The sequence below is a fragment of the Arthrobacter sp. SRS-W-1-2016 genome, assembly GCF_002009585.1.
In the GTDB taxonomy this organism is placed as follows: domain Bacteria; phylum Actinomycetota; class Actinomycetes; order Actinomycetales; family Micrococcaceae; genus Arthrobacter; species Arthrobacter bambusae_A.
In genome coordinates, this window is record NZ_MTPV01000065.1 from 44,261 (window position 1) to 55,819 (window position 11,559).

The following is an 11,559-nucleotide window of genomic DNA, read 5'->3' on the forward strand; positions in this document are numbered from 1 at the left end:
TGCGGATCTTCCCCGCTTGAGCCGTGCCATCAAGCCAATCGGCAAAGCCCCGGTGCGCATTGTGCACATGGGACTGGGAGCCTTCCACCGCTCCCACCAGGCCTGGTACACCCAGCATGCAGGCGACGCGGCTGAGTGGGGCATCGCAGCCTTCACCGGCCGCCGCCCGGATGCAGCAGAGGTCCTCGCCGCACAGGACGGCCTGTACACCGTCGTGGAACGCTCGGACGCAGGAGACTCCTTCGAAGTCATCGGCAGCATAGTCGAGGCCGTCGACGGTGCCGACGTCGAGCGTTTCGTCGACCGTGTCGCCGCGCCGCTGACTTCGCTCATCACGCTCACCATCACCGAGGCTGCTTACCGGATCGGGTCGGACGGGAAGCTGGACAACCAAGCGCCCGACGTCGTCGCGGACCTCGCCGTCCTCGCCGGCGGTTCTGCTTCCGGCAAGCCGACGACGCCGCTGGGCAGGCTCGTGCTGGGCCTCGCAGCGCGCCGCGACGCCGACGCCGGTCCCCTCGCCGTGGTTTGCTGCGACAACCTCTCCAGCAACGGGACCGTCGCCAGGAGCGCCGTGCTGGGGATGGCCAAGGCGTTCGACGCCGGACTCGCCGCCTGGATCGACGCCAACGTCAGCTTTGTCAGTACCTCTGTTGACCGCATCACGCCGCGGACGACGGACGCCGACATCGACGCCGTCGCTGCCGCGTGCGGCTACCGCGACGAATCGCCCGTGGTCGCCGAGCCTTTCCGCAACTGGGTGCTCAGCGGGGACTTCCCCGCGGGGCGACCGCACTGGGAGGACGCAGGCGCCGTTTTCGTGGACGAGATCGAGCCGTACGAGAACCGCAAGCTGTGGCTTCTCAACGGCGCACACTCCCTCCTCGCTTATGCCGGCCAGTTGCGCGGACACAAGACCGTGGCAGAAGCCCTCGCGGACGATTTCTGCCGACGGGCAGTGGAGGACTTCTGGGACGAGGCCGCTTCCAACCTGCCGGGTGAGGACCTGCGGATCCCCGAGTACCGGGCTGCCCTGCTGGAGCGTTTCGGCAATTCCCGGATCGCCCACCATCTGGCCCAGATAGCCATGGATGGCAGTGCCAAGCTGCGCATGCGGGCGCTGCCTGTACTCCGGGCCGAGCGCGCCGCCGGCCGAAGCGGCCAGGCCGCTGCCCGGATGATCGCGGCCTGGACTGCCTACACCGCCACGGCTACAGGCCTCCAGGACCCGCAAGCGGCAGACATTGCCGCCGCGAACCTCCTGCCCGGCCGTGCACGGCTCGAGGCCCTGCTCGGCCTCGTTGATCCCGACTTGGTTGCCGACGCGGGGATCGTGGACCTCGTTGAACGTTTGGCCGAGTCCTTTGCGGCCGCTGGCAACCTTAGGTAGTCCGCAGGCACTCTCGACGGCGCCCGTTGCCTTCCCCGTGAAGGCGGCGGGCGCCGTCGTTTAGGCCCCGATACATGAGCGAGCGTTCGCCGGATATTCGATATATGTGAGCGAGCGTTCGGCGCAACCGACGCTCGCTCACGTATGTGGGGTTTTCTCCTGACGCTCGCTCACGCATGTGGCATTTTTCCCCGACGGACGCTGGATTCCCATTGACGCGGAAATGTTTCATGGAAACATTTGGCAACCGCTTGCCTAACGGTTGCCGAGGTGACTAGAATTACATCAAGCTTCAACTAATTCAGGCCTGATTCGACCGAAGCCTTTCCATCATCGCAAGCCGGAACATGGGGTACCGGCAAGGGTAAAGGAGCCCGCAATGAACAAGCTCAGCAAACTCAGCATCGTAGGCTATGGGGCTGGCGACGCCGCCAACAACCTGGCCTTCACTACTGCCACCATGTTCCTGCTCGTCTACTACACCGACGTCGCAGGCATTTCCGCGGCGGCCGCCGGGACCCTGTTGCTTACCGTCAGGATCTTCGACGCTTTCGCTGACGTCTTTGCTGGACGGTTGGTTGACCGCGCGTACAGCAAGCGCTTTGGAAAATTCCGCCCATTCATCATGTTCGGCTCCATCCCGCTGCTGCTCCTGAGTGTCGCAGCCTTCTCCATTCCGCAGATTGGCGAAACGGGGATGTTGCTCTACGCCTACGTGACGTACGCCGCCCTCGGGCTGGCCTACTCGTTGGTGAACATCCCCTACGGTTCGCTGGCCGGCGCGATGACGCAAGATCCGGGGGAGCGGGCAAAACTGGGCTCGGCCCGCATGGTCGGCGCCCTTATGGTCAGTTCCGCGCTGGGTATCTTCGTGGCACCGCTGATCAGGCCCGGCGCCAACCTGCAGTCCACGTTCACCATCATTACCCTGGTCTTCGTCGTGATCGGCGCAGCGCTGTACTTCTTCACATTCCTCACCGCCAAGGAGCGCGTTCACCGGGCGGTCCCCAAGGTTTCCTTCAAGCAAAGCATGGCGACACTCAAGACCAACCGTCCGTTGCTCATGCTGTGCCTGAGTTCCTTCCTGTTCCTGACCGGCTACATGGCGCTGTCCTCGGTGCAGCTGTACTACTTGCGTGACGTACTCGGCCGGCTGGATCTCTACGCCGCCCTCGCGATCGTCCAGCTGGTGGTGACATTTGCCCTCGCTCCGCTCATGCCACGGCTGGTCCGGAACTTCGGCAAGAAGACCATTTACGTGGCTGCCGGGGTCCTCGCGATCATCGGTGGCGCAATCGTCTTCTTCGCTCCGGCCGCCATGGTCTGGGTCGGGTTCTCCGGTCTGCTCTTGAGCATGCTGGGCGTCATGGCCGTCAATATTGTGGTGTGGGCCCTGGAGGCTGACACGGTCGAATACGGCGAATGGAAGACCGGTGTCCGGACTGAAGGCATCACCTATGCGCTGTTCTCCTTCACCCGCAAGACGGGCCAGGCCGTCGGCGGAGCCCTTGCTGCATACGCACTCGCGGCGGGCGGCTATAAGTCGGGCACTGCGCACAGCACCGAATCCCTGCAGGCCATCCAATTTGCCGCAGGTGCGTTGCCGGCCGTCATGACCATCCTCGCGATCGTCGTCATGGCCAAATACAAGCTGAGCGACGCGTTCCATGCGCAGATTTTGGGCGAAATCAAAGCCCGCCGTTCCCTCGAAAGTTCCGGCGCCGAGCCAATCGGCGGGGGAGGCGCTGCCGGGAATCCTCCCGGTCGAGCGGTCGCGGAAACCTCGCCGGTGACCGGTGGATCGGGAAATATCTCGACGAAATAATACTGCAACCGGTTGCCAATAATTGTCATCCATCCTAAGATCGTCTTTACCCGCCCTGTGGTGCACGTCGCATCCGGGCCAGGCCAGCCCTCGATCAGCAACCCTGAAAGGACCAGCTGTGAAAATCATTGCCGCTGAAGTCTTCGTGACCAGCCCCACCCGGAACTTCGTGACCTTGCGGATCACCACCGAGGACGGCGTGACCGGCATCGGCGACGCGACCCTGAACGGCCGTGAACTCGCCGTGGCCGCGTACCTGAAGGAACACGTTGCGCAGCTGCTGATCGGCAAGGACCCGCACCGCATCGAGGACACCTGGCAGTTCCTCTACCGCTCCTCGTACTGGCGCCGTGGTCCGGTCACCATGGCCGCGATCGCCGCCGTCGACATGGCGCTGTGGGACATCAAGGGCAAAGTGGCCGGGCTGCCGGTCTACCAGCTCCTGGGCGGTGCCTCCCGTAACGGGCTGCGCGCGTACGGCCACGCCTCGGGCGCGGACATCCCTTCCTTGTTCGACTCGGTCCGGGAGCACCTGGAGCTGGGTTACAAGTCGATCCGCATCCAGACTGCCATCCCGGGCATCAAAGCCGTGTACGGCGTGGCCGCACAGGCGCAGGCCTCGGGTGAGCGCTACGACTACGAGCCAGCCGGTCGCGGTGCGTTCCCACAGGAAGAGGACTGGGACACGCGCGCCTACCTGCGCCACCTGCCCACCGTCTTCGAAGCGGTTCGGAATGAATTCGGCCCGGAAATCCCGCTACTGCACGATGGCCACCACCGCATGACCCCCATCCAGGCTGCCAAGCTCGGCAAGGCCCTGGAACCGTACGACCTGTTCTGGCTCGAAGACTGCACCCCGGCCGAAAACCAGGAAGGGCTGCGCCTGGTCCGCCAGCACACCACAACACCGCTGGCCATCGGCGAAATCTTCAACACGGTCTATGACTTCCAGACGCTCATCAAGGAACAGCTCATCGACTACGTCCGCGCCGCGTCGACGCACTTCGGCGGAATTTCGCCGCTGAAGAAGGTGATGGACTTCGCCGCCCAGTACCAGATCAAGTCCGGTTTCCACGGCCCCACCGACATTTCGCCCGTCGGTTTCGCCGCGCAGCTCCACGTGGGCCTGGCCATCCACAACTACGGCATCCAGGAGTACATGCAGCACTCAGACAAGACCAACACGGTCTTCGAGCAGTCCATGACCTTCACCGACGGCTATCTGCACCCGGGCGACAAGCCGGGCCTCGGCGTCGAATTCAACGAAGAAGCCGCCAACTCCTTCCCGTACCAGCAGGCCTACCTGCCCTACAACCGACTCGTGGACGGCACCGTCCATGACTGGTAGGAGCGTCGCCACGGCCGGCGACCCCATCGCCGGAGGGAACAAGCCGCGGCGCATCGTGGTGATGGGCGTCTCAGGTTGCGGCAAGACCACCATCGGGGACCTCGTGGCCCGGGCGCTGGGAGTTCCGTTCCTCGACGGCGATTCCCTCCACCCGGTGGAGAACGTTGCCAAAATGGCCGCCGGAACCCCGCTGACCGATGAAGACCGCTGGCCCTGGCTCGCGACCGTGGGCACCGAACTCGCCAACGCGGGCGACGGCGGGCTGGTTCTCGCGTGCTCTGCCCTCCGGCGCAGCTACCGGGACGCCATCCGCGAGAAGGCACCCGACACGGTTTTCCTGCACCTTCATGGCAGCAAAGAGGTGCTGAGGGAACGGACAGAGGGCCGTTCCGGCCACTTCATGCCGCCCGCGCTGCTGGACTCACAGCTCGCCACGCTGGAACCGCTCGACGCCGACGAGGCCGGGTTCGTCGTCGACATCGCCGTACCGGTCAGCGAGGTGGTCGCGGAGGCGCTCGCCGGGATTGCCGCCGTCGCAGGCTCCGAAGCTACGGCGGGGCACACCCGCGCCGGCGCCGTGGGCACCCAGGCGCGGCAGTTCGACGTCGACCTCCAGTCGGCGCCGTTCAACCTCGACGACGACGCCGTTGCCTGGGTGGACTCCACCATCCGAGGCATGAGCCTCGAGGAAAAAATCGGGCAGCTCTTCATCAACCACAACAACGATTACTCCCCGGAGTACCTCGACGGCGTGCTGGAGAACTATCACGTCGGCGGGATGAGGTACCGGCCGGGCCCGTCCGCCGCAGTCCAGGAACACATCCGTTATGCCCAGTCCAAAACACGCATCCCGCTCCTGGTCGCCTCCAACCCGGAAATGGGCGGAGCTGGAAGCTGCGACGACGGAACCTTCGTGTCGACCCACCTGCAGGCCGGTTCCCACCCGGACAAGTCCATTGCCAGGAAAATGGGCCAGGTGGCCGGAGTGGAAACCGCGGCTTTGGGCTGCAACTGGGCGTTCGCGCCGATCGTGGACATCCACTACAACTGGCGCAACACGGTCATCTCCACCCGGGCGTTCGGCAACACACCGGAAATCGTGGTGGAGCGCGCCAAGGAGTACTTCGACGGCATCAGCGAATCTCCCACCGTCTGCGCCATCAAGCATTTCCCCGGCGACGGCGTGGACGAACGCGACCAGCACGTGGTCACGTCGTACAACACGCTCGGGTACGCGGAGTGGAATTCCAGCTACGGACACGTATACCGGGAGATGATCGGCCACGGGGTCCAATCCATCATGGTCGGACACATCGGGGCTCCTGAGCTCACGCGGCATTTCCGGCCGGGGACTGAAGACCGGGATATCCTGCCCGCCACCCTTGCTCCGGAGCTACTGCAGGACCTGCTCCGTGGCGAGCTCGGCTTCAACGGACTGATCCTCACTGACGCATCGCAAATGGTCGGACTCACCCAGGCAAAGAAGCGCAAGGACCTCGTTCCAGCCACCATCGCCGCGGGCTGCGACATGTTCCTGTTCTTCCGCAACCCTACGGAGGACTTCCAATACATGATGGACGGTTACAAAACCGGCGTGATCACCGATCAGCGCCTGCATGACGCGTTGCGCCGGATCCTGGGGTTGAAGGCCAGCCTGGGGCTGCACAAGAAGCTGCCGCAAGAATTGACGCCGTCGGCCGAGGCGCTGCGGCTGATCGGCAGCGAGGCCCACCTCGCCGTCGCCGCCGAAATCGCGGACAAAACCGTCACCCTGATCAAGGACACCGCCGGCAACCTGCCCGTCACGCCGGAAACCCACAAGCGGATTCGCCTGTACGGCATCTCCGGCGGATCCGATTTCACCCGGGCGGACCCGCTGGCCTACCTGGATACGGTCAAGGAGGAACTTGAAGCCGCGGGGTTCGAGGTCCACCTCTTCAAGACGGCGGAACAGCGTGAGGCTGCGGGGGAGTCGGGCGTGAACTTCATGAGCGTCATCTCCGACGAAGCCACCGCCGATTATGCGGACAAGTATGATGCCGCATTCGTCTTCGCCAACGTCAAGGGCTTTGCCCAGGAGGCGGCGATCCGCATCAAATGGTCCAGCCCCATGGCGGCAGAAATCCCTTGGTACGTCACGGAAGTCCCCACGGTGTTCGTCTCGCTGAACCAGCCGAACCACTTGATCGACGTGCCGATGGTCAGGACGGCCATCAACGCCCATGCAGGGACGCGCGAGGCCATCCGGGCTACCATCCAGAAAATCCAAGGCAAGTCCGAGTTCCAGGGGACGTTCAACGAGAACGTGTTCTGCGATTCGTTCGACACACGGTTATAGGCCGGTTCCACCCTGTGGCGGCCACTTCCCGGAGGCACGGGGAGTGGCTGCCGCACGCCGGGGCCGGCTTCCTGGAGCTATGGAGTTCGAATCTCCTGACCTCCATATTGTCGATGCCCCGCAGTAGTATTCGGGCATGCCTGACCAGCCCGAATACCCCGCGCCGTTGAATTCAGTCGGCGCCCCGCCTCCGCGCCAAACGGAGCCCCTTTCAACCGTCTCCAGGGTGCCCGTGATCGCCAAGCTCGTTTGGCCGAAGTACCTTCAATATGTTCCGGCCATGGTCACCCGGACGTCGGAGGGCAAGGTCCTGGTCCAGTGGTGGCCGAATCCCTTCGGATCGGCCACCAGATTGACGTGGCTGAAGGATACGGACGTGAGGGCCGAGCTGCGCTACGAGCGTTGAGTCAGGCGGCCGGGTTCGCGACGTCCACCAGCTTGGTGTTGTCTTCGACGAGTTCCACGGGCCTCATCGTCCACGCCGACGACAAGGCATACGCCTCGCCCAGCACGGCGTCCAACAAGGCCTGGCCCCTGGTTTCCTTGGGGTCGATCCAATCGTCGATCAGGTCCGGAGAGATCGGAACCGGGATCCGGTCATGCAGATTGTGCAGCCGCTCATGGACGCCTTCCGGAGGTGAGTCCATGGTCAGGATCGAGCAGGACAAACGCCACGCGCCGGGTGCCGACTTGTCCTCGATGCTCTCGTCACGCCAGGGCGCAAACAAGCCGGCGAAGGTAATCAGCTCATCTTGAGGTTCGACGATGTAGCGCTGCTTGGGATCCTTTCGGCCGGGCCCCGATTTCTTCCACTCATAGTAGGCAGAGGCCGGAACCACCGCCCGCCACTTGGGCAGGGAAGCCCTGAATGCCGGTGTTGCGCCAGCCGTTTCCGATCGCGCGTTCCAAGTGGGCACCTTCGAATCGAAGGACTTGGAGAATGTTGGAACCAGGCCCCATCGCCCGGCCGCGAGCTCGCGACCGACTGACCCGTCTCCTGACCGTCCCCGCAGAAAGACCACGGGGTCGGTCGGGTTGATCTGGAGCGTTGGCGAGGGGTAGTCGGTATCACCGCGCAACACGGCACCGAGCTTCCTCGAGAGATAGTCTGCCTCGAAACCGACACTGAACCGACCGCACATATCGACATTCTCGCTTAGCGCTTGGGACAACGCCAGCCGTCGAAGTCCATACTGGAGCAAGATGGACCAATCCGCATCCTGATAGTCCGGACATTTGGAGGGCACCCATGAGCAACCCGCGCGGCGAGGACATGCCTCTGGCCAAGGGCGGCCCCGCGCGCTTGACCGGACCCGTTTTGGCCGGGGTTCTCCCGCACCAGCCTCGCACCGTGGTTGAGAAAGCCGCTGAAGTAGCGCTCAGCGCCGGTTTGGAGCTGGTCCTTGCCTTCGCCGACGTCACGAGTTTCCCGGCGGCAGGGGACCGGGACGGGCACTTGGCCGCTCAGGCGATTGATCCCGACGGAATCGACGACGACGCCGCGGCCATCTCGGAGTCGCTCCATTCCCGCATCGCGGATCAACTCGATGGAACGGGCGTGCAGTGGACCTTCGTGATGCTTGCCGGCGAGCCTGCCCGGTCACTAGGCCGTTACGCGGCGAGCATCAACGCTTCCATGATCGTGGTCGGAACAAAGGAACACGGCCTCGGACCGAAGTTTGAAGGACTGGTCACCGGATCGGTAGCCTTGCATCTGGCACATCGCCAAAACTGCCCCGTGCTCATGGTTCCCTTGGGCCGTCACGACCCAAGCAGGGATCAATGAAGGAAAGCAGCCCCGCCCCTCCCGGAGCCGAAGCAAAGACGGCGCCAACGGACAGGACCCTGCACCGACCCCTCCATCTACACGGCCGGTTCGTTCTGCTCGTCGCAGCCGGAGGAATCCTCGGGGCTTTGAGCCGCTACGGGTTTGGCATGGCGCTTCCCGCGCCGGACTCCTGGCCGCTGCCTACCCTTCTTATCAATCTGTCCGGCGCGCTCGCGCTGGGCTGGCTACTCGAAGCGCTCGCGCGGAGCGGGCCCGACGCCGGTCTCCGCCGGATTGCCCGCTTGGGCATTGGAAGTGGTTTCCTCGGGGCCTACACCACCTACAGCACCCTGGCGCTGGACTCGGTGCATCTCTTCGGAGCAGGACGCGGAGTGGACGCTATGTGGTACTTGGTGGCCAGCCTGTTGGGCGGCGTCGCGGCCACAACCCTTGGTATCTGGCTTGGGACGCTCCGGCACAAATCCGCCCCACGGGGGAAGGTCCAGCCATGACGCTCCTTCTGATCGCGCTCGCGGGCGGTGCAGGGGCGGCTGCGCGTTTCGTGGTGGACGGAGTGGTCCGTTCCTGGGCCCGGACTGCGCTGCCGCTGGGCACCATCTTCATCAACCTCTCCGGGTCGCTGCTCATGGGGATCCTGGCGGGACTGGTCATGGCGCATCAGGCTCCCGAATCCCTTCAGCTGATTCTCGGCACTGGATTCCTCGGCGGATACACGACCTTTAGTACGGCGAGCTTGGAGACGGTCCGGCTTGTCCAGAGCGGCCGGACCGGCCTTGCCTTCCTTAACGGCGTGGGCACTATGGCGGCATGCGTCGGGGCCGCGGCAGCCGGCGTCGGGCTCGTCTTGTTGTTCTGAAGCGGTACACCGCACACGTCCGGGAAAGTCACCTACACCCAGTGGCAACCAAACTCTGGAATAACCCCTCAGGAGAACTCTATGTTTGAAAAAGTCGTGCAGGACGGGGTCGTCCTGAAGCCCCTTGAGCCATGGCACGCCGGCGAGTTTGCCGAGCACATGAACAGGGCGAGAGACCATATCCGGCCGTGGGTCGGACCGACCTTTGTCACCGACACCGTCGAGGGTGCCCGTGCTACGCTTCAGCGTTACGCCACAGCCACTGCGAACGACGGGGCGCGCATCTATGGACTCTGGAACGAAGGCAGGATCGTCGGAGGCGTGATGTTTGTGACGTTTGACTCCGCCTGGGGCATTTGCGAGATCGGCTGCTGGCTCGAACCCGGTGCTGTCGGAGGCGGTCTCATCACCCGGTCGGTCCAGCTGCTCATGGAGTGGGCATTCGTGGAGCGTGGGATGTCCCGCATCGAATGGCGGTGCCGCACCGACAACGACCGCAGTGTTGCTGTCGCGCAGCGACTGGGTATGCGTTCGGACGGAGTCCTTCGCAGTAGCTGGGTCTACGACGGAAAGCGATACGACAAAGAGGTATTTTCAACACTTCGCGCGGAATGGATGAGCACACGGCCTGATATCGCTCGCTGAGAGTAGGGGGTCACTCAAGGCCACGGTGACGAAACTGTTCGATTAATCACTTTTGCCCCGCGGGTCCACTAGCCTCATCTGAGGACTAAGGGGGCCCATGTTGGAAATTGCGTTGACCTGCGCAAACGCAAACTTGAATGTAGATGCAGGGGGTACCTTCCATTTGCGGTGGGCGCCAGGTTCGTCGGTATCGGGCGCCGATGCCGACGCCGTCGTCGCTGCTGTCCGGGGTGTGACTGGAGGTCGGCTACAGCCGATGCTCGTCGAGGTCGTGGACGTATGTTTGGGTCTCGAGGCCAGAGCGACGCTGTTGGGGACCCGGTTTGTGTCCGCTGTTGCACTGGTCGGGGCTACGGTGGTCGATCGAGTGATGGCTGCCGCGTTGTTGCGTGAGCAAGAGTGCCCGCACGGATACTTCACGTCCGTCGAGGACGCCAGGGAATGGCTGAGAGGCTTGCCGGATCCCCAGGCGTTGGAAGAAGCGGTGGTCTGATTCACCGCGATTTTGGAGTGGGTATGCGGCCCCTCAAAGCGGCGGCTGTGAGATGCTGAGCGAGTGATTTTGGAGCACGCGATCCTCCCCGTACGTCCCGGCGGCGAGTCCGATTTCGAAGAGGCCTTCCGGGCGGCTCGACCCCTGATCAGCAGGCAGCCGGGGTTCCGCAGCCTGTCGATTTCACGCTCGATCGAGTCCCCGAACCTCTTCTTACTTCTCGTTGAGTGGGACTCGATAGAAGCCCACACGGAAGGCTTCCGCGGGTCCGCCGACTACGAGCGGTGGAAGGAGTTGCTGCACCATTTCTACGACCCGTTCCCCGTCGTCGAGCACTTCACGACGGTTCCGAAACGCGCCTCGTAATGGATCCGCGTGCGGGTCAGAGCAGGCCTTTGCGGACGGCTTCGTAGACGGTGCTGATGGTCGGCGTGAACCCGAGGCTGCGGGCGAGGCTCACATCCATTTGTCCCTTCCAAGGGTGGGTGAGCGGTTCCGCGGAAGAGCCGTAGGGGTGGCCGACGATCTGGGATAGCTCACTGTCCAGATCTGGCGGTCGTCGCGGGTGCGGAATACTGCGGCAAGGTGGATGACCGCGGTGACGCCTTCCACGGCTGCCGGCAGGGACTCGGGGCTGAGGATGTCACCTTCGGCGCGTTCCACGCCATCCGGGAGTTCTTTTCCGGGGCGGACGAGGGCGCGGCATTCGATGCCCGCTTCGGTGACTCTCTTGAGGAGACGGGGACCGACCAAGCCGGTTCCTCCGGTGACGAGAATGGTCATGGTTTCCCTCCGACGAGGGGTGCTGCGAGTCCGGCGAGCAGGATGCTGATGCCTTGGTCCAGTTCGGCGGCGCCGTCGTAGTCGGCGAGGAC

At 64.0% G+C, this 11,559-nt stretch carries 13 protein-coding genes; 11 read left to right on the top strand and 2 right to left on the bottom strand.

Features of this window, described 5'->3' with window-relative positions; genetic code table 11:
- Positions 1 to 67 precede the first annotated feature (67 nt).
- The 5 genes from BMF89_RS16870 (at position 68) to BMF89_RS21740 (ending at position 7,307) form a co-directional block, all read left to right on the top strand.
- Complete coding sequence (locus BMF89_RS16870; RefSeq protein WP_078108242.1) at positions 68 to 1,390, top strand: mannitol dehydrogenase family protein; 1,323 nt, start codon at positions 68 to 70, stop codon at positions 1,388 to 1,390.
- Between the two features lie 379 nt (positions 1,391 to 1,769).
- Positions 1,770 to 3,215, top strand: a complete 1,446-nt coding sequence (uidB, locus tag BMF89_RS16875) for a glucuronide transporter (protein ID WP_078108225.1) — start codon at positions 1,770 to 1,772, stop codon at positions 3,213 to 3,215.
- A gap of 118 nt (positions 3,216 to 3,333) precedes the next feature.
- Positions 3,334 to 4,563, top strand: a complete 1,230-nt coding sequence (manD, locus tag BMF89_RS16880) for a D-mannonate dehydratase ManD (protein WP_059387443.1) — start codon at positions 3,334 to 3,336, stop codon at positions 4,561 to 4,563.
- Positions 4,553 to 6,901, top strand: a complete 2,349-nt coding sequence (locus BMF89_RS16885; protein ID WP_078108226.1) for a gluconokinase, GntK/IdnK-type — start codon at positions 4,553 to 4,555, stop codon at positions 6,899 to 6,901. The genes manD and BMF89_RS16885 overlap by 11 nt, the downstream gene beginning before the upstream one ends.
- A 136-nt stretch (positions 6,902 to 7,037) precedes the next feature.
- Positions 7,038 to 7,307, top strand: a complete 270-nt coding sequence (locus tag BMF89_RS21740) for a hypothetical protein (RefSeq protein WP_139359719.1) — start codon at positions 7,038 to 7,040, stop codon at positions 7,305 to 7,307.
- A 1-nt stretch (position 7,308) separates the two neighbouring features.
- Here the strand turns inward: BMF89_RS21740 and BMF89_RS16890 are convergent, their stop codons facing one another.
- Positions 7,309 to 8,043: an SOS response-associated peptidase gene (locus tag BMF89_RS16890; protein WP_078108227.1), complete on the bottom strand. Its 735-nt coding sequence runs from the start codon at positions 8,041 to 8,043 to the stop codon at positions 7,309 to 7,311.
- Positions 8,044 to 8,150: 107 nt separating this feature from the next.
- Here BMF89_RS16890 and BMF89_RS16895 point away from each other — a divergent pair, with 107 nt between their 5' ends.
- From BMF89_RS16895 to BMF89_RS16920, 6 genes are all read left to right on the top strand, one after another.
- Entirely contained in the window at positions 8,151 to 8,687 is a 537-nt protein-coding gene (locus tag BMF89_RS16895) for a universal stress protein (protein WP_253190867.1), read from the top strand.
- The gene (locus BMF89_RS16900) at positions 8,684 to 9,181 is read left to right on the top strand and encodes a CrcB family protein (RefSeq protein WP_078108228.1); all 498 of its coding nucleotides are present in this window, start codon (positions 8,684 to 8,686) and stop codon (positions 9,179 to 9,181) included. Before BMF89_RS16895 ends, BMF89_RS16900 begins: the two co-directional genes overlap by 4 nt.
- Positions 9,178 to 9,546 carry a fluoride efflux transporter CrcB gene (gene crcB / locus BMF89_RS16905; RefSeq protein ID WP_078108229.1) on the top strand — a complete coding sequence of 123 codons (369 nt, stop codon included), beginning with the start codon at positions 9,178 to 9,180 and terminating at the stop codon, positions 9,544 to 9,546. Before BMF89_RS16900 ends, crcB begins: the two co-directional genes overlap by 4 nt.
- 81 nt (positions 9,547 to 9,627) lie before the next feature.
- Positions 9,628 to 10,191 (top strand): GNAT family protein, encoded by a 564-nt coding sequence (locus tag BMF89_RS16910; protein ID WP_078108230.1) that lies wholly within the window; start codon positions 9,628 to 9,630, stop codon positions 10,189 to 10,191.
- A 97-nt stretch (positions 10,192 to 10,288) separates the two neighbouring features.
- The gene (locus BMF89_RS22010; RefSeq protein ID WP_216353840.1) at positions 10,289 to 10,684 is read left to right on the top strand and encodes an STAS/SEC14 domain-containing protein; all 396 of its coding nucleotides are present in this window, start codon (positions 10,289 to 10,291) and stop codon (positions 10,682 to 10,684) included.
- A 63-nt stretch (positions 10,685 to 10,747) separates the two neighbouring features.
- A complete protein-coding gene (locus BMF89_RS16920; protein WP_078108232.1) occupies positions 10,748 to 11,050 on the top strand; it encodes an antibiotic biosynthesis monooxygenase in 303 nt (100 codons plus the stop codon).
- Between the two features lie 90 nt (positions 11,051 to 11,140).
- Here BMF89_RS16920 and BMF89_RS16925 read toward each other — a convergent pair whose 3' ends face one another.
- Complete coding sequence (locus BMF89_RS16925; RefSeq protein ID WP_078108233.1) at positions 11,141 to 11,467, bottom strand: NAD-dependent epimerase/dehydratase family protein; 327 nt, start codon at positions 11,465 to 11,467, stop codon at positions 11,141 to 11,143.
- Positions 11,468 to 11,559: the final 92 nt, after the last annotated feature.

Excerpts from the sequence above, each read along its gene's own strand:
- BMF89_RS16870 (WP_078108242.1), top strand. The coding sequence starts at position 68 with ATGGGACTGGGAGCCTTCCACCGCTCCCACCAGGCCTGGTACACCCAG.
- uidB (WP_078108225.1), top strand. The coding sequence starts at position 1,770 with ATGAACAAGCTCAGCAAACTCAGCATCGTAGGCTATGGGGCTGGCGAC.
- BMF89_RS16885 (WP_078108226.1), top strand. The coding sequence starts at position 4,553 with ATGACTGGTAGGAGCGTCGCCACGGCCGGCGACCCCATCGCCGGAGGG.
- BMF89_RS21740 (WP_139359719.1), top strand. The coding sequence starts at position 7,038 with ATGCCTGACCAGCCCGAATACCCCGCGCCGTTGAATTCAGTCGGCGCC.
- BMF89_RS16890 (WP_078108227.1), bottom strand. The coding sequence starts at position 8,043 with ATGTGCGGTCGGTTCAGTGTCGGTTTCGAGGCAGACTATCTCTCGAGG.
- BMF89_RS16895 (WP_253190867.1), top strand. The coding sequence starts at position 8,151 with ATGAGCAACCCGCGCGGCGAGGACATGCCTCTGGCCAAGGGCGGCCCC.
- BMF89_RS16900 (WP_078108228.1), top strand. The coding sequence starts at position 8,684 with ATGAAGGAAAGCAGCCCCGCCCCTCCCGGAGCCGAAGCAAAGACGGCG.
- crcB (WP_078108229.1), top strand. The coding sequence starts at position 9,178 with ATGACGCTCCTTCTGATCGCGCTCGCGGGCGGTGCAGGGGCGGCTGCG.
- BMF89_RS16910 (WP_078108230.1), top strand. The coding sequence starts at position 9,628 with ATGTTTGAAAAAGTCGTGCAGGACGGGGTCGTCCTGAAGCCCCTTGAG.
- BMF89_RS22010 (WP_216353840.1), top strand. The coding sequence starts at position 10,289 with ATGTTGGAAATTGCGTTGACCTGCGCAAACGCAAACTTGAATGTAGAT.
- BMF89_RS16925 (WP_078108233.1), bottom strand. The coding sequence starts at position 11,467 with ATGACCATTCTCGTCACCGGAGGAACCGGCTTGGTCGGTCCCCGTCTC.